Source organism: Noviherbaspirillum soli (assembly GCF_015352955.1).
Lineage (GTDB): Bacteria > Pseudomonadota > Gammaproteobacteria > Burkholderiales > Burkholderiaceae_D > Noviherbaspirillum_A > Noviherbaspirillum_A soli.
The window spans coordinates 82,806-103,534 of record NZ_JACYOX010000005.1; the positions used below are offsets into that span (position 1 = coordinate 82,806).

A 20,729-nucleotide genomic window follows, 5' to 3' on the forward strand; every position below is an offset into this window, starting at 1 on the left:
GCCGCTAGCGCCGACTGGTGGCGATTGCACCGATCGAAGCACCCTGCATGAAAGACAGAACATGGGAATTGCTGACTGGCCGGAAGCATTGCGGCCGAGGGAAAGACTGATTGCGCTTGGCGCACACACCTTGTCCGATGCAGAATTGCTGGCGATCTTTCTCCGCACCGGTCTGCCTGGTTGCTCCGCCGTTGAACTGGCCCAGCGCATGCTGTTGCACTTCGGGTCCTTGCATGCACTCTGCAATGCTGCGGTACATGAGTTCTGCAAGCTCCCAGGCCTTGGCCCAGCGAAATTTGCGCAATTGCAGGCAGTACTGGAATTGGCACGCCGCACGACAATGGAAGAAATAAAACGCGGTTCGCCGCTGACCAGTACCCTGGCCGTTCGGCACTATCTCCAGTTACGCCTGGCCACCCTTCCCTATGAGAGCTTTGCCGTTATTTTCCTGAATGCAAAACACCATGTTATTGCATGTGAGGAATTATTCCGTGGCACCCTGACGCGGGCGCAAGTACATCCTCGTGAAGTGGTACGGGCAGCAATGCATTGCAATGCAGCCGCTTGCATACTGGCTCACAACCATCCTTCCGGCGAGCCATTGCCCAGTAGCCAGGACCATGAAATCACGCATCTCTTGATCGATGCGCTCGGCCTGATCGAGGTGCGAGTACTTGATCACCTGATTGTCGCAGGCAAGCGAATCTACTCCTTTATGGAGCATGGCGAACTGTGAAAAACGATGCGTCTTTTTGTTAAATAAAAAGAACAAAGCAAGAAACAATTGTTTTTCGCAAGTCGTTGAATATTCTACTTTTTTTGGATATACTCTCGTTTTTTCCAATTTCGGAAATATTTGAAGGAGTGAAACATGGCACGTCAATGCCAAGTCACCGGGAAGAAGCCGATGGTCGGCAACAACGTTTCCCATGCAAACAACAAGACCAAGCGTCGCTTTCTGCCTAACCTGCAGAATCGTCGCATTTTCGTAGAGTCGGAAAACCGCTGGGTTTCCCTGCGCCTGTCTAACGCTGGCCTGCGCATCATCGACAAGATCGGCATCGACGCCGTCCTGGCCGATATGCGCGCCCGTGGCGAAAAAGTCTAATCCCACAGTAAAGGAATCATCATGGCTACCAAAGGCCGCGACAAAATCAAGCTGGAATCGACTGCAGGCACGGGTCACTTCTACACCACGACCAAGAACAAGCGCACCATGCCGGAAAAAATGGAGATCATGAAGTTCGATCCCAAGGCTCGCAAGCATGTTGCATACAAGGAAACGAAGATCAAGTAATTGATCTGACCTCCCGGAAGCCCGCATTCGATTGCGGGTTTTTTTTCGCCTCCAGGTTTGAGAGTCGCCTTCTGGCCAAACCGGTCAACACTAAAAAAAGAGCCCGGCGAACCGGGCTCTTTTTGAGGGAATGCTTCCTAGCCTTGCTCAGGCATAGCTGCGCAACCGTAAGGAAAACTCCTGCAGCGAACGGATACCGGAGGATTCAGCGCGACGGCACCAGTCCTGCAAATGATGCAGCAGTTGGTCACTGGTGGAATGCGACCTTTCCCACAGTGCGCTCAATTCAGCACGCATATCGTGCATGGTCTTCAGCGCCTTGCTATGTGCCAGCAACTCGCTCAACTGCTGACGCTGCGGCGCTTCCAGTTTGGCGGGTTCCTTTTGCAGCAGTTTGCGCGACCGGCGCAGTGCATCGCTGCCCATTTCCGTTTTGCTGCGGATATGGGCAATTTCTTCACGCCAGGTATGACGAATGGACTTGGTGTATTTCGCCATCACGTCATAGCGGTTCGATACGATGGACTGCAAAGTGGCCAGGTCGGCAACACGCTTTCCGCTATCGAATTTCGGCGCCGGTGCGACCTTTTTCACGGTCGCCAGACCCAGCGTCTCCAGGATACGGATGTACATCCAGCCGATATCGAACTCGTACCACTTCGACGACAGTTTTGCCGAGGTGCCGAAGGTGTGATGATTGTTATGCAGTTCCTCGCCGCCGATCAGGATCCCGATTGGGAAGATATTGGTTGCCGCATCATTGCAGTCATAGTTGCGGTAACCCCAGAAATGGCCGATGCCATTGATAATGCCGGCGGCAGTCACCGGAATCCAGAGCATCTGCACTGCCCAGACTGACAGGCCGACAATGCCAAACAGCGCAAGGTCGATGAACAGCATCAGGATGATGCCAAGCGCACTGTGCTTGGTATAGAGATTGCGCTCGATCCAGTCATCAGGCGTGCCGTGACCGTATTTCTCCACGGTCTGCTGGTTTTTTGATTCTGCACGGTAAAGTTCAGCACCTTCGAGCAGCACCTTCCTGATGCCACGAGTAACCGGACTATGCGGATCTTCCTCAGTTTCACACTTCGCATGATGCTTGCGGTGGATCGCTGCCCATTCCTTGGTGACCATGCCAGTCGTCATCCAGAGCCAGAAACGGAAAAAATGGCTGGGGATGGCGTGCAAGTCGAGTGCGCGATGCGCCTGGCTGCGATGCAGGTAAATAGTCACACCGGCGATCGTTATATGGGTAACGACCAGCGTGTAGATAACGATTTGCCAGGCGCTAGCACGGGTCAGGCCATTCGACAGAAAGTCCAAAACTGCATTCAGAATCATTCAGGCTCCAAAGTTGATGGGCGGGAGGTCATATTCCCTGGCGGTCATGATCCTAGGTATGGATTAGCCGCATTTATTGAATTTTGTCCTATATTTTACGCGCTTTATTGCTTTATGGATGAAAGTTCTGACGATGCAAATGATTGTGACACATCCGTTGCCATCCTGATCTCATGTTGGGAATAGGGAATTCTGATCTTTTCTTCGCTTAAAACCTGCCAAATTGCACGGTTGACAAGTGACAACAAATTGCCTTTTCCGTTTTCCGGATCCTCTATCCAGAACCCCAGCTCCACTTCAAGCCCATTCAGGCCAAAGCCTGTCAGCAACGCGTGCGGTACCGGATCTTGGCAGATGCGTGGAATCTCGTGAATGGCATCGACCAGTTTAGGCAGCAGCACTTCCACATCGGTTTCATAAGCTACCGTCACCCGTGTAGCAAGCCTGAGTTTCCGGTCGCTCAGGGAATGATTCTGTACCGCACCTGAAATGAGGATATCGTTCGGTACCACTGTCTCTATTCCGTCCAGGCTGCGTATTATCGTATAGCGTGTGTTGATCCGGGTTACCTGTCCGTAAAAGGTTGCCACCGAAACCATATCGCCTACTGCCATGCTCCGTTCGAGCAGGATAACGAATCCTGATACATAACTGCTGACGATCTTCTGTAAACCAAGACCTATACCGACCCCAAGTGCACCACCAAACACGGAAAGCACCGTCAAATCGATGCCGGCAAGCGAAAGGCTGAGAAGAATGGCAACCAGAATCAGACTCGCCCGCCCTGCCCTCGCCATCACCAGGCGCGCCGATGAATGTATGGTGCTTACTTTCATCAGCCTTTCTTCCAGCACGGCGCCTAGCCATAACGCAAGGATGAGGGTTGCGCCGATGGAGGCAATGGCCTGAATAATCACCAGCAAGGAGGTCTGGTAGCGTCCGGTTGGAATCGAGGTGCGTTCCAGGTAAGCGATCAGGTCAGGCCACAGACCCGTCAGATGTATGGCAAGGCCCAGCCAGACCAGCGCGGCAAACACCTTTTCAAAGCCGAGCAGCAAGCCGCCGGCATTGCCGTTGCGCATGAAAACGCGCCGTAACAGATAGAACACCAGACGTACCAGCGCAAGAGAGCCCACGATTGGCAAGGCAAGCGTCAATAACGGCACTGGCTGCCATTTTAAAAACGCCATGCGAGCGGCCGCCAGGATGGCAAAGGCAGCGATAGGCCACAGCATCGAATGGACCGACCGGGCTTGGCTATCTTCGGTAACTACGGTTCGACTTTGGGCTGAACCCCAGCGAACTGCCAGACGAGAAAGCAACTGGGAAAGGAGAATGGAAGCCGTAACCGCGCCCGTCTGCCAGACAAAGCCGGCAGTACGGACCTCCGACCATAGATCAAGCCAGGAAAACGAAAGCATCATCTATTTCTGCAGGGAACGATTAAGGATGGCGCTGAGCGTACCCCGCAAATCAGAAGGGGTCAACCAAGCGCATCCTTGAGGTAACAAAGTTAATTGCTTCGTTCTAGCACCGCAGCGAAAAAACCGTCAGTCTGATGTAAGTGCGGAAACAGTTTCAGGAAGTCGCCCATCTCCAATGGGATCTTCTGCTCGTCCAGTACTTGTTGCATAGGCACAAGATGGAACGATGTATTTGTCTCCAGAAATTTCCGGACAATGGATTCGTTTTCCTCTTCCATGATGCTGCACGTGGCATACACCAGACGGCCACCTGCCTTCACCAGCCGTGCCGCTCCTTCAAGAATCGAAAGTTGCTTGGTGTTGAGTTCGGTGATTGATTCAGGTTTCAGGCGCCATTTCACATCCGGGTTACGGCGCAAGGTGCCAAGCCCGCTGCACGGCGCATCTACCAGGACACGATCTATCTTCCCCGCCAGGCGCTTGACCTTGGCATCGTTTTCATGCGCGATAACGACGGGGTGCACATTCGACAGCCCACTGCGCGCCAATCTTGGCTTGAGTTTGGTCAGCCGCTTTTCCGATACATCGAATGCATACAGACGTCCGGTATTACGCATGATTGCGCCCAGTGCAAGCGTCTTGCCGCCAGCGCCGGCGCAAAAATCCACCACCATTTCACCGCGGCGCGCACCCAGTATTTGCGCCAGAATCTGGCTGCCTTCGTCCTGCACCTCTATCGCGCCACTCTTGAACAAAGGCAGATTCTGCAGCGCCGGCTTTTTCCTGACCCTCAGCGCCAGCGGCGCGTAGGGCGTAGGCTCCGCGAGAATCGGCGCTTCGGCCAGTGCGGTGATCACCTGCTCCCGGTCGGCCTTGACGCTGTTGACACGCAAGTCCAGCGGCGCTGGCGTATTCAGGGTCTGCGCCAGCTTCTGCACTTCCTCTTCCCCGAAACGCTCCAGCAGACGCTCGTACAGCCACGCCGGCAGATTTGCGCGCAACGCAGCGGGCAGCATGTCACGGTCGATCTGCATCACCCGATTCAGCCAATCGCTTTCCTCTGGCGACAGTCCACCCAGCGCGTCTATTCCCGCCGCATCGGCAAGACCCAGCAAGGCCAGCCGGCGCATGCTCGGCCCCTGGCCTGATTCAGCAAAACTGGTATAGACCAGCTTGTTGCGCAACAGCCCGTACACTGCTTCGGCAATCACGCCGCGTTCGCGGCTGCCAAGTCGGGGATGATCGCGGAAATAACGGGACAGGGTATTGTCGGCCGGGCCGGTAAAACGAAGGATTTCCCGCAGGACTTCCTCGGTATGGCCGATCAGGGCGGGAGGCAGCCTCATGCGGATTCTTTCAAGGTCAAATGGTTTTCGGATTGGGGGATAACGCGCACGCAGCCATTGCCGACGAAAAGGCGACTTTCGACCGCCGCCAGTACTGCCGCGGGATAGAGACGATGCTCCACCTCCAGCACGCGCGCCGACAAGGTTTCCTCGGTGTCATCAGGCAAGACCGGCACCGCTTCCTGGGCAACGATAGGCCCATGGTCAAGCTCGGCGGTGACGAAATGGACGGTTGCGCCATGGAGTTTCACGCCTGCTTCCAGCGCCTGCCTGTGCGTATGCAATCCAGGAAAACTCGGTAGCAGTGAGGGATGGATGTTGAGCATGCGTCCGGCGTAATGGGCAACGAATTCAGCGGTCAATATCCGCATGAAACCGGCCAGGACCACGAAGTCAGGGGAAAACCGGTCGATTTCATCCTTTAACGCGCAATCGAACGCATTCCGGTCCGGATAATTTTTGCTCGGCACCGTGACGGCGGGAATCTGATGCTGTTCTGCAAATGCCAGACCGGGTGCATCCGGGCGATTGCTGATAATGGCGGCGATGCGCACCGGCCATTTTTCCTTCCGTGCGGCTTGCACGATGGCTTGCATATTGCTGCCGCGTCCAGAAATAAGAATGACGATACTTTTCATGGCGCGCATTGTACATGACGACCTGCGCGCACTTTGCGCTCAGCTCACCGGGCAGAGCCCAGAAAACCTTACTGGAAAGAATAGAAAACCCGGAAAGGCACTTTCTTTTCAGCCCAAAAATCCGCTGCGTCGCGAAACACATCGAGCAGGGTTTCACGAGCCTCGCGGTCAAACTTCTGGGTATTGGGAAGCTGCTCCAACACAACAAGAAATCCGGACTGACGGCCTGCCTTGTACACGAGGCTTGTCAGGCAGTCGGACAGGGCGTCGAAATTCTTGCCAAAGTGCCGCGGGAACTGAAAAGCTTCGGCAATCGTGGTCAATACCTGCTGTTTAGTCGTTGCATCGCCACAATAGGCATAAAGAAAATGCTGGCCCAGCTTGGCCGCCTCCGCCTGAAGTTCAGTGACACGGAAAGCACGGATCGACTGCACCACGTTGGGCGGGACAGTCTGGAACAAGCTCGCTTCTGCTGGCGCTTCTGGCATCAACTGCGGACCTTTCTCCGGAACCATAAGGGTATAGATATTCACTTCTCACTCTTGAATGCGTCGAAATGACGCGTAATGGTCTTCTGTGTAATAGAGTTCCCGTGGACTATTTAATTCCCCGCCAGTAATGATGCGTCTGGCACCACGGTTGCGCGCACCTGGGGTCTTTACAGTGAATTCACGATAATACCCTCGGTTTTGTTTTGGCAAAAGCCTTTCATAATTGCCAAATACCGCCCCATCTTTCTCGTAAGGAAATGGCCCACCCTGCCTGATCAATTGCAGCGTGCGCCTTGCTTCAACAGGAAGCTCTGAGACGGAAACGACATCGCTGCCACTGCTGGTACGTGCCCAAACACCGAATGCCAGCAGCATCCCAAGCAGGAGGATTAATGTCTGCCGAATAAAAATTCTCATTGAAAACAAGGCTATGTCACTTTCTGCGCAAGTTGACAGCGATGAAAAACCAGTTCCAAGGTTACCTGTACAGTTTGTGGGAAGCAACTGAAGATGGTTCGAGGTGCTTGAACTGAAACGTGAAGCGCCCAGAAACCGAGGCTTGCCATGAAGCCCGTATTGAAAGCCAGAGCGGCCCTAGTCGCCTCGTGCCACGCCTTCCCGGCGGGGGTCGGCGCCGCCGAACCACATGTCCTCGCCATTGCGCTGGACACGCATGATGGCCTGCAGGCCGGAAGTCTGCTCGTCGAGCCTGATCTGATGGTCCTTCTGTTTCAACAAACTAATGAAATTGGCGGAAAACCGGCCTCGCTCGAGTTCCGTAGGGCCATTTCGGCTACCAAAGTTCGGAAGACTGATCGCGCGCTGTACATCCATGCGCCAGTCCAGCACGCCGACCAAGGTTTTCGCAACGTAATTAATGATGTAGCCGCCCCCCGGGGAACCTACCAGCAGAATCAGTTTTCCCGACGAACGGTCGAACACCATGGTTGGCGCCATTGAACTACGCGGCCGCTTGCCGCCCTGCACCCGGTTGGCAACCGGGCCGGCATCATCTGCTGACACGTAGGAAAAATCAGTCAGTTCATTATTGAGCAAGAAACCGTGCACCATCTGGCGCGACCCGAATGCGCTTTCCACTGTCGAGGTCATCGCAACCGCCTGGCCGTCCCGGTCAACAACGGAAATATGCGTGGTTGAAGGCAATTCGGGTGAGGCATCATCACCCCAGGCCAGCTGCATGCCTTCCGGCTTGCCGGCAGCCGCCGCACCCATCGAGAGCTCGCCTATCAAGGCCGCGCGTTGCGCCAGATAGCGTTTGTCCAGCAGCGATGCAATGCCGCCGGGAACAGGCACGAAATCCGGGTCGGCCACATAGCGGTTGCGGTCGGCGTAAGCAAGCCGGCCCGCTTCGCTGAACAGGTGCACTGCCTGTGCGTTCAGGCCGTTGCTGTCAGGCGCAAGCCTGCCAATATCCGTATTTTCCAGTATGCCCAGTATCTGGGCAACGGCCAGTCCGCCGGACGACGGCGGCGGCATGCCGCAGACGCGCCAGATGCGATAGGTGGCGCAAAGCGGTTCACGCTCCCTGGCTTGGTAGGCTGCAATATCCTGCACGCTGAGACGCCCCGGATTGCGTGGGTGCAGCCCGACCTTGCTGACCATGTCACGCGCAATCTCTCCCTTGTAAAAAGCGTCCGCACCTTCTTTGGCGACACGCCGCATGACCGCTGCCAATGCGGGATTTTTCAGCAAATGACCAACTTGCCATGGCTCGCCATACTGATCATAGAAATAGGTTGCCGCAGCCGGGTCTTGCCTGAGATAGGGGTCGTCGCGCAGCAGCTTGGCGAGCCTGGGGCTGACCTCGAAGCCCTGCTCCGCCATCCTGATCGCCGACGCGAACAGCGCTTCCCAAGGCAGTTTTCCATGCTGCTGGTGCGCCCGTTCGAGCATGCGCAGCATGCCGGGGACGCCAACCGAGCGCCCGCCGATCAGGCCGTCAAAATAAGGCACTGGCTTGCCGCTGGCATCCTGAAACAGCTTTTCATCGGCCGCAGCCGGGGCGGTTTCACGGCCGTCCAGCGCGCGCAACTGCTTGCCGTCGAAATGCAGCATCAGGCTGCCGCCGCCCAGCCCGGACGACTGTGGCTCGACCAGCCCAAGCACCATCTGCACTGCAATGGCGGCGTCCACCGCCGAGCCGCCCTGCTTCAATATGTCGTATCCGGCATCGGCAGCCAGAGGATTGGCCGCCGACACCATGAAGCTGCGTGCATGCCATCCCGGCTTGTCGGCATAACCGGAAGCGGCTTCCGGCGCCGCCAGGCTGGCATCGCGCTCCGGCCAGCCGTCGGGCGAGGCGCAGCCGCCCAGAAGCGCGGCCAGCAGCAGCGCCTTGGTCAGATGGGCGAACGTCGCCAGACGGCGGACCGGGATCACTTGGGCTGCATGCGGATAGCGCCATCCAGCCGTATCGTCTCGCCGTTGAGCATCGTGTTTTCGATGATGGTCTTGGCAAGGTGGGCATATTCATGCGGCCGGCCCAGGCGAGGCGGGAACGGCACCATGCGTCCCAGCGCGTCCTGCACTTCCTGCGGCATGCCCAGGAGCATCGGCGTTTCGAAGATGCCTGGCGCGATGGTCATCACCCGGATGCCATTGCGGGACAGGTCGCGCGCCATTGGCAGCGTCAGGCCGGCCACTGCCGCCTTGGAGGATGCATAGGCCGCCTGGCCGATCTGGCCATCGTAGGCGGCTACCGAAGCGGTATTGATGATCACGCCGCGTTCACCGTCGGCATTGGCTTCCTGCTTGGCCATCGCATCCGCGGCAAGGCGCGACATATTGAATGTGCCGACCAGATTGATATTGACGGTGCGCTGGAAGACTTCCAGCGGGTGCGGACCATCCTTGCCTACCGTCTTGACGGCCGGCGCCACGCCGGCGCAGTTGACCAGGCCACACAGCTTGCCCAGTGCCAGCGCCGCTTCCACCACGGCCTTGCCATCGGCTTCCGAAGTGACATCGCAACGCACGAACTTGCCGCCCAGTTCGGCGGCCAGCTTCTCTCCGGCCTCTGCCTGCACGTCGGCCAGCACCACCTTGCCGCCATTTTCCACGATCATGCGCGCGGTGGCTGCGCCCAGCCCTGATGCGCCGCCGGTAATGATGAATACGTTCTCCTGAATCTGCATCTTGTCCTCTCTGGGGATGGAAAATGTTGGATTGCCTGCACGATTGACGTTAACGTCAACCAGCGGATTGTAGCGATTTTTATTTGAATAACAAAAAATGCGGATCGGGGCGTCTGACAAAATGGGCGCAGCGGTCTCCGGCCAGGTGCGCTGGCGCAGACGGTAAGCGCAGGCGCATGACGCCAGAAACATTTGGCCGGGCGCCACCAGAAATGCAACGGGCAAAAATTAGCCACCAAGATAACGGGGCACGACTTTTATAATGCACGCCTTCCCAACCCTGGCATTCCGGAAACAGCATGGCACTCACCATTCAGGTCAATCTCAGCACCTTGCTTCAGGCGATCGAGGTTTTGGGCATCGTCGCCTTTGCCATGTCGGGTTTCATCGAGGCCCGGCGCCGTGAAATGGACATGGTGGGCATTTTCACCGTCGGTTTCATTACCGCCTTTGGCGGCGGCACGCTGCGTGACCTTTTGCTGGACCAGCGCCCGCTGTTCTGGGTCGAACGTCAGGAATACGTGCTGCTGATCTTTGCGCTGGCGCTGGTCATCACGCCATTCACCCGCCACCTGAGCTCGGGCCGCGCGGAAAAATTCATCCTGGTGGCGGATGCGCTCGGCCTGGGCCTGTTCAGCGTGCTTGGCACGTCGATTGCCGAAGATGCCGGCATGCCGTTGTTCGTCTGCGTGATGATGGGTGTGATCACCGGCATTTTCGGCGGCGTGCTGCGGGACGTGCTGTGCAATGAAATTCCGCTGGTGCTGCGGCGCGGCCAGCTTTATGCAACATGTGCGTTTTTCGGCTGCTGGGTGGCGCTGCTGCTGGACAAGATCAATGCGCCGGAGAGCCTCACCGTCAGCGCCGGCATCGCGGTTACCTGCGTGATGCGGCTGCTGGCGGTGCGTTTCGATCTGAGGCTGCCGGCTTAGCGCGGCAAGCCCGGCTGCGTTGCGGCCGCAACGGCATGCGACACCGCTGCCGGCTTCGCGGCGCCGGTTTCCACCACGGTCACCGGCAACAGCGGCACGATCAGCAGCGCCACGATGTTGATGATCTTGATCAGCGGATTGATTGCCGGGCCGGCGGTGTCCTTGTACGGGTCGCCCACGGTATCGCCGGTGACCGCAGCCTTGTGCGCCTCCGACCCCTTGCCGCCGTGATTGCCTTCCTCGATGTACTTCTTGGCGTTGTCCCAGGCACCGCCACCGGTGGTCATGGAGATGGCGACGAAGATGCCGGTCACGATGGCACCCATCAGCACTCCGCCCAGCGCCGCCGGTCCCAGCAGCATTCCAACCAGGATGGGCACGATCACGGGCAGGAGCGAGGGCAGCACCATTTCCTTGATCGCGGCTGACGTCAGCATGTCCACCGCCTTGTCGTACTCGGGCCGGCCGGAACCGTCCATGATGCCGCGGATATCCCGGAACTGCCTGCGCACCTCGACCACCACTGCGCCGGCCGCCCTGCCGACCGCCTCCATCGCCATCGCCCCGAACAGATACGGCACCAGGCCGCCGATGAACAGGCCGACGATGACGGCCGGGTCGGACAGGTCGAAGGCGACGGAAATGCCGGCACTGTCGAGCGCATGGGTATAGTCGGCGAACAGCACCAGCGCAGCCAGGCCGGCCGAACCGATCGCATAGCCCTTGGTGACTGCCTTGGTGGTGTTGCCAACCGCATCCAGCGGATCGGTGACGGCCCGTACTTCCTCCGGCATGCCGGACATTTCGGCAATGCCGCCGGCATTGTCGGTAATCGGCCCATAGGCATCGAGCGCGACGATGATGCCGGCCATGGACAGCATGGATGTCGCTGCGATGGCGATGCCGTACAGGCCGCCCAGGGTGTACGAGACCACGATGGCGGCACAGACCGCCAGCACCGGATAGGCAGTGGATTTCATCGATACGCCCAGTCCGGCGATGATGTTGGTGCCGTGCCCGGTCGTCGAGGCGGCGGCGATATGCTTGACCGGCTTGTACTCGGTGCCGGTGTAGTACTCGGTGATATAGACCATCAGCCCGGTCAGCACGATGCCCACCACCGCGGAGCCCATCATTGGCACCCGCAGTTCGGGCGGCATGATCAGCCAGGTGACGATGCCGAAGCCGATCAGCGACAGCACGGCTGAAATCCACAGGCCGACATAGAGCGCCGACATGATTTTCTTGCCCGGCAGGTATTTCACCCGCGAGCAGCCGACGATCGAAGCCAGGATGGACACCGCGCCCAGCAGCAGCGGATACAGCGCCGCCTGCGTCTCCAGGCCATTGAGCATCAGGGTGCCCAGCAGCATGGTGGCGATCAGGGTGACGACGTAGGTTTCGAACAGGTCGGCCGCCATGCCGGCGCAGTCGCCGACGTTGTCGCCGACATTGTCTGCAATCACGGCCGGGTTGCGCGGATCGTCCTCGGGAATGCCGGCCTCGACCTTGCCCACCAGGTCGGCGCCGACGTCGGCGCCCTTGGTGAAGATGCCGCCGCCCAGGCGGGCAAAGATGGAGATCAGCGAGGCGCCGAAAGCCAGGCCGATCAGCGGCTTGATGATGTCATGCTGCGATACCGTAAAACCGGCGCCGTGCGGCGCGCTGGCGATCAGCACCCAGTAGAACAGCGTCACGCCCAGCAGTCCGAGACCGACTACCAGCATGCCGGTGATCGCACCGCCCTTGAAGGCCACATTCAGCGCCTCGTGGATGCCGACGCTGGCGGCCTGCGCGGTGCGCACATTGGCCCGCACGGACACGTTCATGCCGATGAAGCCGCAGGCGCCCGATAGCAGCGCGCCGATCAGGAAGCCTACGGCAGTGATAAGGCCGAGGCCGGGAATGAAGGCAATCAGCAGGAACAGGATCACGCCAACGATGCCGATCGTGCGATATTGCCGCGCCAGGTAGGCGGCTGCGCCCTGCTGGATTGCCGCCGATATATCCTGCATGCGGGCGTTGCCGGGGTCCTGCCGCAAGATCCATCCGCGCGACATCAAGCCGTAAATCACCGCGATCAGGCCGCACAAGACGGCGAATCCCAAAGCTGCTGCCATGTTGACTCCTCCATTGTTATTCACGACAAAGTTGCAAGGACCGTGACGCCGCTATGAGTGGACGCCTGCTACCGAAACTTATGCGCTGCCCTGTTCTTATGGAGTGCCTGGGCTGACCGAGTCTGTGCTGCATGCGGTGGCTAAGCCGCAAAAAAACAAGGCGGACACTTGGTCCGCCTTGCTGCTGTTTAATTCGCCAGTGCGGCGAAAGCCCGATCCCGGATTTCCTCGACTGGTCCGACGCCTTCTATCCTGCGGTATTTGGGCGCGCCCGGCTGGCCGGACTCCGCCCATTTGTTGTAGTAGCCGACCAGCACTTCGGTCTGCTCGTGATAGACCGCCAGGCGCTTCCTGACCGTTTCCTCATGGTCGTCATCGCGCTGGATCAGTTCTTCGCCGGTGACGTCGTCCCGGCCCTCGACCTTGGGCGGATTGAACTTCATGTGATAGGTGCGGCCGGATGCCTGATGCACTCGGCGTCCACTCATGCGTTCGATAATGGCGCTATCGGGCACATCGATTTCCAGAACGTAGTCAATTGCCACGCCGGCTTCCTTCATTGCGTCAGCCTGTGGAATGGTGCGTGGGAAGCCGTCGAACAGGTAGCCGTTCTGGCAGTCCGCTTCCTTCAGCCGGTCCTTGACCAGACCGATGATGATGTCGTCCGATACAAGGCCACCCGCGTCCATCACTTTCTTGGCAGCCAATCCCATTGGCGTACCTGCCTTGACCGCTGCGCGAAGCATGTCGCCGGTAGAAATCTGGGGGATGTTGAACTTCTCTTTGATAAAGGTCGCCTGCGTGCCCTTACCGGCACCAGGCGCTCCCAGGAGGATGAGGCGCATGAATCTTTCCTAACGAGTTTTGAAATCTGTTGCGGCGGCCGAGCTACGACGCCGTGGTAGTCTCTTTTACCACATTAACTTTGCACGAAACTTACCACAGAACCTTGCAACTATGGCAGCATCCGCATCGTTTTCCGCTATGACGCAGCGCAGTTGTCGTGATAGTGGCGACGCACTCGGGCCAGGTCCTCGGGCGTGTCGACACCGGCAGCGGGCGCATGATCGGTCAAATGGACGGCAATCGGGTAGCCGTGCCACAACACACGCAGTTGCTCCAGCGCTTCAATCTGTTCCAGCGGCGACAGCGCCAGGCCGGGATAAGCCTGCAGAAAAGCCTGGGAGTAAGCGTACAGGCCGATATGCCGCAGCGGTCGATAACCGGGCGGCAGTGTTGCCATAGATTGGGCAAAGCCGTCGCGGTGCCAGGGAATGGCGGCACGCGAGAAATACAGCGCACGCTGGTTCCTGTCGAGCGCCACTTTCACCACATTGGGATTGAAGACATCTTCCATGGCGGAAATCGGGTGGGCAGCAGTGGCCATGGGCACGTCGGCGGTGATCAGGCTGGCGGTTGAGGCAACCAGTTGCGGGTCGATCAACGGCTCGTCGCCCTGCACGTTTACCACCACCGCATCGGCGGGCAGGCCGATTGCCGCAGCCACTTCGGCGATGCGATCGGTGCCGGAAGGATGGTCGGCGCGCGTCAGATGGGCGGAAACGCCATGTTCGCGGCAGGCGGCCAGGATGTCGGCATGATCGGTCGCGACGATCACTTGGGCAGCGCCGGACAGCGCGGCCCGCTCGGCCACCCGCACCACCATGGGCTTGCCACCGAGGTCGGCCAGCGGCTTGTTGGGCAGGCGGGTCGACGCGAGCCGGGCAGGAATGATGACGGTAAAAGCCATGCCCTGCTTAATCGGCATGGTTGGAAGCCTGCTGGCCCGGCGCGCCCGGCACCAGCGTTGCCGCCTGCAGGTCGCGCGCCTCGTCCGGCCACATGATGGGAATGCCGTCCCGTATCGGATAGGCCAGCTTGTCGGGCCGGCAGATCAGTTCCTGCGCCTTCTTGTCATAATCCAGCGGGCGTTTGCAGATGGGGCAAACCAGGATGTCTATCAGTCGGGAATCCACGTAATTTCTCCACAATAGTGTCGGCCAGCGCGACATCGATGACGGCCTCGACTGGCACGAACCATAGGCGCGGATCGTTCCTGAGGGGCTCAGAGTGGCGACATTTTACTGCATCCTTCTCTGTGATCAGGATGACATCGGCATCCACGCCGGCGAAGGGATTGTCATGGAATGCATAGTGGTCGGGCAGAGGCAGGCGCGAGAAGCGCAGCCCGGCCGCTTCCAGCATGCCGAAGTAGCGCTCCGGGTTGCCGATGCCGGCGGCGGCGGCGATGCGCGGCGCGGGGCGCTGGCCAGCCAGTTCCGCCAGCGGGATGCGCCTGCCGGGCTGGGCCAGCTGTACTGCCATGTTGCCCTTGAGGCTCATGCGAAACGCATTTGGGGCAACGCCGGGCGCGCTGGCGGCGCCGTTGATGACGGTGACGTCACGGCGGCGCGATAGCGGCTCGCGCAGCGGTCCGGCCGGCAGCATCCAGCCATTGCCGGCGCCTCGGCCGTCGAACAGCATGATTTCAAGGTCGCGTGCCAGCGCATAGTGCTGCAGGCCATCGTCCAGCAAGAGCAGATCGACCTCGGGATGGGCCCGCAGCAGCGCGGCGCCGGCGGCGGCGCGGTTGCGCCCGACCGCCATCGGGCAGCCGGCATGGCTGGCGATGAGCAGCGGCTCGTCGCCGACCTCTTCCGGCAGCGAGTCGACAGTGACCAGGCGCGGCACGTCTACATTGGCGCCGTAGCCACGCGACAACACGCCCGGCCGGTAACCGGCATTGCGCAGCTGTTGCGCCAGCCAGATCGTCAGCGGCGTCTTGCCGGTGCCGCCGACAAAAATGTTGCCGACCACCAGCACCGGCACCGGCAGCCGGGCGGCTTTCAGCCAGCCGATCCGGTATAGCCAGCGGCGCGTACCGGCCAGCAAACCAAACAGCAGGGAGAGCGGCAACAGCAGCCAGGCCGCCGGGCCGCGCCGCTGCCAGATGCGTTGCAGAGCCGGCGCCAGGCCGGCAGGCTGGGTGGACACGCGGTGCTCGGCCTGGCCGGACGGCCGCCCTATTTCGCGCCGCCGGACTGGGCGGCGAAGGTCAGCTGCGGCAGGCCGGCGATACGGGCCGCCTCCATGATGTTGATCACCGTCTGATGCGTCGCCAATGCGTCGGCATTGATGATCAGCACAGGATCGGGCTTGCCCGGCCCGGACGCAGCCGAGGCGGCGCGGCGCAGGTCTTCGGCAAGGCCGGCCACGTCGCGATAAGCGATCTGGACATTGTTGATCGCATAGCGCCCCTGGGCATCGACCACCACATGGATTTCGGGTGGCCGCTGCTGGGCCTTTTCGGCCTCTGCCGTGGGCAGCGTCACCTGCAACGCGGTAAAGCGGCTGTAGGTGGTCGTGACCATCAGGAAGATCAGGATGACCAGCAGAACGTCAATGAAGGGGATCAGGTTGATTTCAGGCTCGTCGCGGGCCTTGCCTCGGCGGAAATTCATGGTCGGCTCCTTAATGCGGATGCTTACTTGCGGGCATCATGCACGATGTCGACGAACTTCACCGCCTGCTGTTCCATGTCGACAATAAAGCTGTCGACCAGCGCCCGGAAATGCCGATAGAAGACAACGGCAGGCATCGCGATGGCAAGGCCGAAACCGGTGTTGTACAGCGCCACCGAAATGCCGTGCGCCAGTTGCGCCGGGTTGCTGCCGGCGGCATCCTGCGCGCCGAAGATCTCGATCATGCCCACGATGGTGCCGAACAGGCCCATCAGCGGCGCCAGGCTGGCGATGGTGCCCAGCGTGGTCAGGAAGCGCTCCAGGTCATGGGCGGCGCCACGGCCGGCTTCCTCGATCGATTCCTTCATGACCTCGCGCGGCGCATTCACATTGCGCAGCCCGGCGGCCAGCACCCTTCCCAGCGGAGAATTCTGGGCCAGGTTGTCGATGACTTCCCTGTTGATCTTTCCGGACTGGTAAACCCGTATGACTTCCTGCAACAGTGTCGGCGGCAGTATCCTGTTGCGCCGCAAGTACAATGTTCTCTCTACGATCAGGGTAAGCGCCACCAGGGAGGCGATAAGCAAAAACCAGATCGGCCAACCGGCGGCTTGAATAATGGCGAACAAAAAAAACTCCTCAGTTTTGGGGGCAAATTGCTGGATGCAGGAATGTAACGTGTTGTCCCGGCATGGGCAAGTTTCCACAGACATTGTTGTCAGGAAAATAATGAGCCTGAAAGTTTTGCACAGGCGCTGTGGATAACATTGTGAACAAGGGTGGGATGCGCCGGCAAAGTGCTTGATTTCAAAGGCATTTTTTTGTGTGCTCAGGAAACATGCAGAGCCAGATAATCAATAAAATCAAATACTTATATAAAGTTCTGGAGTTTTTGGATGATTTGTGACAGGCAGATGTCTCAGGCTTTTTTCTGTGGAAAGGTAAGCGGATGAGCGAACTGCATCCCGTGCAGCCGGCGCCGGCATCGCCTCCCGTGCTGACCGTTTCAGCGCTGAACCAGGCGGTGGGCCGCATGCTGGAGCGGAGTTTTCCGCTGAGCTGGATTTCCGGTGAAATTTCGAATTTCACCCGCGCCGCCTCCGGCCATTGGTACTTCACGCTGAAGGACAGCGCCGCCCAGGTGCGGGCAGTGATGTTCCGCGGCCGGGCGCAATACGCCGATTTCATGCCGCGCGAGGGTGACCGGGTGGAGGTTCGGGCGCTGGTGACGCTGTACGCGCCGCGCGGCGATTATCAACTGAATGTGGAAGCGATACGCCGCGCCGGCATCGGCAACCTGTATGAAGCCTTCCTGCAACTGAAAGCCAGGCTGACCGAGGAAGGTTTGTTCGATCCGGCACGCAAGCGCTCGGTGCCGCTGTTCGCGCGCACGGTCGGCATCGTCACCAGCCTGCAGGCGGCGGCCCTGCGCGACGTGCTGACCACCTTGCGCCGGCGTGCGCCCCATGTGGCCGTGGTGCTGTATCCGGCGCCGGTGCAGGGGGAAGGTTCTGCCCAGAAGATCGCCCAGGCGATTGCCACGGCATCGCTGCGCGCGGAATGCGACGTGCTGCTGGTCTGCCGCGGCGGCGGCAGCATGGAAGACCTGTGGTCGTTCAACCACGAGGTGGTAGCAAGGGCGATTGCCGGCTGCACGATGCCGGTCATTTCCGGCGTCGGCCATGAAACCGATTTCACCATCGCCGATTTCGCCGCCGACCTGCGCGCGCCGACGCCTACTGCGGCGGCCGAGATGGCGGCCGCGCCGCGGGCGGACTGGCTGGCGTCGCTCGAAGGCACGGCGCAGGAAATGCGGCGCGTGATGCGGCGCCGGCTATCGGATGCTTCCCAGAGTCTGGACTGGCTGTCACACCGGCTGGTCAGTCCGGCAACCTATGCCGCGCACCAGCGTCTGAAGCTCAATGCCATGCAGTTGCGGCTGGCGCATGCGACCCGCACGCCGCTGAACATGGCGCGCTTTGCGGTACGGCAGCTCGAGACGCGGCTGCAGGGGCAATTGCCCGACCTCGCCGCCGCGCGGCGCCGGATGCAGGACCAGGGCCGCAGGCTCCATGCCCGCGTCAGTATCGAGCAGCGCCAGCGGCGCCAGGCCCTACTGGCGCTGGCTTCACAGCTGGAACTGCTGAACCCGCAGCGCACGCTGGAACGCGGCTATGCCATCGTGACCGATGGCAGCGGCGCGGTGATCCGTTCTCCGGCCGGGCTGAAGGTGCGCGAAAAGCTGACGATGACGCTGGCCGAGGGCAGCGCCGACGTGACGCTGGACAGCGTGCAACCGTCGCTGGAATAAATTGCATTTTTACAGGCAGTGCGGCCAACGGCCATCCGCTTTACAATGCTGTTTTGGCAAATTTACGTTCAACCCAAAAACCATAAGGACATACCATGGAACACACTCTGCCACCCCTGCCCTACCCAATGGACGCGCTGCAGCCGCACATGTCCAAGGAAACCCTGGAATACCACTATGGCAAGCACCACCAGGCCTACGTGACCAACCTGAACAACCTGATCAAGGGCACCGAATTCGAAAACATGCAGCTCGAAGACATCATCCGCAAGTCCTCGGGCGGCGTCTTCAACAACTCGGCCCAGGTCTGGAACCACACCTTCTTCTGGAACTGCCTGTCGCCACAAGGCGGCAATGCGCCGAGCGGCAAGGTCGCCGATGCGATCAATGCCAAGTGGGGTTCGTTCGACAAGTTCAAGGAAGAATTCACCAAGTCGGCCGTCGGCAACTTCGGTTCCGGCTGGACCTGGCTGGTGGCCAAGGCCGACGGTTCCGTTGACATCGCCAACACCTCCAATGCCGGCACGCCGCTGACCACGGGCGACAAGCCGGTGCTGACCTGCGACGTCTGGGAGCATGCCTACTACATCGACTACCGCAATGCCCGTCCCAAGTTCCTGGAAAACTTCTGGAACCTGGTGAACTGGGAATTCGCGAACAAGAATCTGGCGTAAGCCGCGGGTTCCTGTCCGGCAGCGCACGAGGTCATCCGGCCCGCGCTGAATGCAAAAAGCCCTCGTCGCATCGACGAGGGCTTTTTTATTTGTCCATTCTATTTCCGTAGGGTGCGATACCCGAAGGGCATCGCACCGTGGCCGCTGGCGCCGGGCGGCATGTCGGACATGAACCTTCGCTGACGCTGTGGTGCAATGCCCCTGCGGGTATTGCACCCTACTCCCTGCTCATCACTCGTCGCTCGCCTTCCGCTCCGCCATCGAAAATGCCGTCCAGCCTGTGCTGGACGGCATCGGAGAACAGTAATACTGAATTACTTCGGAATCGAGCCTTCCACGCCCTTGACGTAGAAATTCATGCCCTTGAGCATGCCAACCTCGGCTTCCTTGCCGGCCGGGACCATTTCCTTGCCGGACTGGTCGACCAGCGGGCCGGCGAACACGATAGCCTTGCCTTCAGCCAGTTCCGCCTTCTTCGCTTCCATGGCCGCCTTGGCTTCTTCCGGCACCGAGGCGTTCACGTTGACCAGGTTGATCGACTTTTCCTTCACGCCCCACCAGGTTTCGCCGTTCTTCCAGTTGCCGTCCAGGGCGGACTGGATCGACTGCTTGTAGTACGGCGCCCAGTCGATGATGGCCGAGCCCAGGTGGGCCTTGGGGCCGTAGGAAGACATGTCCGAATCCCAGCCGAAGGCGTTGACGCCTTTCTCTTCGGCAGCCTGCAGCGTTGCCGGCGAGTCGGTGTTCTGGATCAGCACGTCGACGCCCTGGCCGATCATGGTCATGGCGGCGTCGCGCTCCTTGGCGGGGTCGAACCAGGAGGAAATCCAGACCGCGCGGGTGGTGACGTTCGGATTGACCGACTGTGCGCCCAGGGTGAAGGCATTGATGTTGCGGATCACTTCCGGAATCGGGAAGGAAGCCACCACGCCCAGCTTGTTGGTCTTGGTGGTCTTGCCGGCGATGACGCCTGCCAGGTAAGCGCCTTCATAGGTCTTGGTTTCATAGACGGCCATGTTGGGCGCGGTCTTGTAGCCGGTGGCATGCTCGAACTTCACATCCGGGAAATCCTTGGCCACTTTCAGCATCGGCTCCATGTAGCCGAAGGTTGTGCCGAAGATGAGCTTGTTGCCCTGGCTGGCCAGGTCACGGAAGACGCGCTCGGCGTCCGAGCTTTCCGGAACCTTCTCGACGAAGGTGGTCTGGATCTTGTCGCCAAACGCAGCCTCGACTGCCTTGCGGCCCTGGTCATGGGCGAAGGTCCAGCCGCCGTCGCCCACCGGGCCGACGTACACGAAAGCCACTTTCAGCGGACCGCTGGCGGGCGCCGCAGCCGGCGCAGGCGCGGCAGCGGGCGCGGCCGCTGTCTTGGTTTCGGTCTTTTCGCCGCAGGCGGCCAGCATCATCGACGATGCGACCACCAGCAGGCCGGCTTTGAGCGTGCTGCGTTTTTTCAGGTCAAGCATAAAAAATTCCCCAAGGTGAAGAGCGAGAGTCAAACAAAAAAACCAGAATATTTCCGGTAGCAAATTTTAC

General features: G+C 59.7%; 22 protein-coding genes. 6 read left to right on the top strand and 16 right to left on the bottom strand.

What is annotated here, in order from left to right; all coding sequences use genetic code 11:
* Positions 1 to 61: 61 nt before the first annotated feature.
* From radC to rpmG, 3 genes are all read left to right on the top strand, one after another.
* Positions 62 to 736 carry a RadC family protein gene (gene radC, locus IGW04_RS06810; protein ID WP_194712303.1) on the top strand — a complete coding sequence of 225 codons (675 nt, stop codon included), beginning with the start codon at positions 62 to 64 and terminating at the stop codon, positions 734 to 736.
* A 135-nt stretch (positions 737 to 871) separates the two neighbouring features.
* Entirely contained in the window at positions 872 to 1,108 is a 237-nt protein-coding gene (gene rpmB, locus IGW04_RS06815) for a 50S ribosomal protein L28 (protein WP_194712304.1), read from the top strand.
* 21 nt (positions 1,109 to 1,129) lie between these two features.
* Positions 1,130 to 1,297: a 50S ribosomal protein L33 gene (gene rpmG, locus IGW04_RS06820; protein WP_194712305.1), complete on the top strand. Its 168-nt coding sequence runs from the start codon at positions 1,130 to 1,132 to the stop codon at positions 1,295 to 1,297.
* Between the two features lie 147 nt (positions 1,298 to 1,444).
* Here the strand turns inward: rpmG and IGW04_RS06825 are convergent, their stop codons facing one another.
* The 8 genes from IGW04_RS06825 to IGW04_RS06860 form a co-directional block, all read right to left on the bottom strand.
* A complete protein-coding gene (locus IGW04_RS06825) occupies positions 1,445 to 2,641 on the bottom strand; it encodes a DesA family fatty acid desaturase (protein WP_194712306.1) in 1,197 nt (398 codons plus the stop codon).
* 104 nt (positions 2,642 to 2,745) lie between these two features.
* Positions 2,746 to 4,065 carry a mechanosensitive ion channel family protein gene (locus IGW04_RS06830; protein ID WP_228526903.1) on the bottom strand — a complete coding sequence of 440 codons (1,320 nt, stop codon included), beginning with the start codon at positions 4,063 to 4,065 and terminating at the stop codon, positions 2,746 to 2,748.
* 89 nt (positions 4,066 to 4,154) lie between these two features.
* Positions 4,155 to 5,411, bottom strand: a complete 1,257-nt coding sequence (locus IGW04_RS06835; RefSeq protein ID WP_194712307.1) for an RsmB/NOP family class I SAM-dependent RNA methyltransferase — start codon at positions 5,409 to 5,411, stop codon at positions 4,155 to 4,157.
* Positions 5,408 to 6,049: a phosphoribosylglycinamide formyltransferase gene (gene purN / locus IGW04_RS06840; RefSeq protein WP_194712308.1), complete on the bottom strand. Its 642-nt coding sequence runs from the start codon at positions 6,047 to 6,049 to the stop codon at positions 5,408 to 5,410. The genes IGW04_RS06835 and purN overlap by 4 nt, the downstream gene beginning before the upstream one ends.
* A gap of 68 nt (positions 6,050 to 6,117) precedes the next feature.
* Positions 6,118 to 6,537 (bottom strand): barstar family protein, encoded by a 420-nt coding sequence (locus IGW04_RS06845; protein ID WP_323744825.1) that lies wholly within the window; start codon positions 6,535 to 6,537, stop codon positions 6,118 to 6,120.
* Positions 6,538 to 6,585: 48 nt separating this feature from the next.
* On the bottom strand, positions 6,586 to 6,957 hold the full coding sequence (locus tag IGW04_RS06850) for a ribonuclease domain-containing protein (RefSeq protein WP_194712309.1): 372 nt from the start codon (positions 6,955 to 6,957) through the stop codon (positions 6,586 to 6,588).
* Positions 6,958 to 7,134: 177 nt separating this feature from the next.
* The gene (gene ggt, locus IGW04_RS06855) at positions 7,135 to 8,940 is read right to left on the bottom strand and encodes a gamma-glutamyltransferase (protein ID WP_407672056.1); all 1,806 of its coding nucleotides are present in this window, start codon (positions 8,938 to 8,940) and stop codon (positions 7,135 to 7,137) included.
* The gene (locus tag IGW04_RS06860; RefSeq protein WP_194712310.1) at positions 8,937 to 9,695 is read right to left on the bottom strand and encodes a 3-hydroxyacyl-CoA dehydrogenase; all 759 of its coding nucleotides are present in this window, start codon (positions 9,693 to 9,695) and stop codon (positions 8,937 to 8,939) included. Before IGW04_RS06860 ends, ggt begins: the two co-directional genes overlap by 4 nt.
* A gap of 299 nt (positions 9,696 to 9,994) precedes the next feature.
* On the opposite strand from IGW04_RS06860, the gene IGW04_RS06865 reads away from it, so the two are divergent.
* Positions 9,995 to 10,627 (top strand): trimeric intracellular cation channel family protein, encoded by a 633-nt coding sequence (locus tag IGW04_RS06865; protein ID WP_194712311.1) that lies wholly within the window; start codon positions 9,995 to 9,997, stop codon positions 10,625 to 10,627.
* Here IGW04_RS06865 and IGW04_RS06870 read toward each other — a convergent pair.
* From IGW04_RS06870 to IGW04_RS06900, 7 genes are all read right to left on the bottom strand, one after another.
* Positions 10,624 to 12,747 carry a sodium-translocating pyrophosphatase gene (locus IGW04_RS06870; RefSeq protein WP_194712312.1) on the bottom strand — a complete coding sequence of 708 codons (2,124 nt, stop codon included), beginning with the start codon at positions 12,745 to 12,747 and terminating at the stop codon, positions 10,624 to 10,626. The two genes, IGW04_RS06865 and IGW04_RS06870, sit on opposite strands and share 4 nt — an antisense overlap.
* Positions 12,748 to 12,935: 188 nt before the next feature.
* Positions 12,936 to 13,592: an adenylate kinase gene (gene adk, locus IGW04_RS06875; protein ID WP_194712313.1), complete on the bottom strand. Its 657-nt coding sequence runs from the start codon at positions 13,590 to 13,592 to the stop codon at positions 12,936 to 12,938.
* A 137-nt stretch (positions 13,593 to 13,729) separates the two neighbouring features.
* On the bottom strand, positions 13,730 to 14,497 hold the full coding sequence (kdsB, locus tag IGW04_RS06880) for a 3-deoxy-manno-octulosonate cytidylyltransferase (RefSeq protein WP_194712369.1): 768 nt from the start codon (positions 14,495 to 14,497) through the stop codon (positions 13,730 to 13,732).
* A gap of 7 nt (positions 14,498 to 14,504) precedes the next feature.
* Positions 14,505 to 14,723 (bottom strand): Trm112 family protein, encoded by a 219-nt coding sequence (locus IGW04_RS06885; RefSeq protein WP_194712314.1) that lies wholly within the window; start codon positions 14,721 to 14,723, stop codon positions 14,505 to 14,507.
* On the bottom strand, positions 14,662 to 15,741 hold the full coding sequence (gene lpxK / locus IGW04_RS06890; protein ID WP_194712315.1) for a tetraacyldisaccharide 4'-kinase: 1,080 nt from the start codon (positions 15,739 to 15,741) through the stop codon (positions 14,662 to 14,664). Before lpxK ends, IGW04_RS06885 begins: the two co-directional genes overlap by 62 nt.
* Before the next feature lie 29 nt (positions 15,742 to 15,770).
* The gene (locus IGW04_RS06895; RefSeq protein ID WP_194712316.1) at positions 15,771 to 16,208 is read right to left on the bottom strand and encodes an ExbD/TolR family protein; all 438 of its coding nucleotides are present in this window, start codon (positions 16,206 to 16,208) and stop codon (positions 15,771 to 15,773) included.
* A gap of 23 nt (positions 16,209 to 16,231) precedes the next feature.
* The gene (locus IGW04_RS06900; protein WP_194712317.1) at positions 16,232 to 16,837 is read right to left on the bottom strand and encodes a MotA/TolQ/ExbB proton channel family protein; all 606 of its coding nucleotides are present in this window, start codon (positions 16,835 to 16,837) and stop codon (positions 16,232 to 16,234) included.
* A gap of 320 nt (positions 16,838 to 17,157) precedes the next feature.
* Here IGW04_RS06900 and xseA point away from each other — a divergent pair, with 320 nt between their 5' ends.
* A complete protein-coding gene (gene xseA / locus IGW04_RS06905) occupies positions 17,158 to 18,519 on the top strand; it encodes an exodeoxyribonuclease VII large subunit (protein ID WP_194712318.1) in 1,362 nt (453 codons plus the stop codon).
* 95 nt (positions 18,520 to 18,614) lie between these two features.
* Complete coding sequence (locus tag IGW04_RS06910; protein WP_194712319.1) at positions 18,615 to 19,193, top strand: superoxide dismutase; 579 nt, start codon at positions 18,615 to 18,617, stop codon at positions 19,191 to 19,193.
* A 314-nt stretch (positions 19,194 to 19,507) separates the two neighbouring features.
* Here the strand turns inward: IGW04_RS06910 and IGW04_RS06915 are convergent, their stop codons facing one another.
* Positions 19,508 to 20,659, bottom strand: coding sequence for a BMP family ABC transporter substrate-binding protein (locus IGW04_RS06915; RefSeq protein WP_194712320.1), 1,152 nt, complete (start codon positions 20,657 to 20,659; stop codon positions 19,508 to 19,510).
* Positions 20,660 to 20,729: the final 70 nt, after the last annotated feature.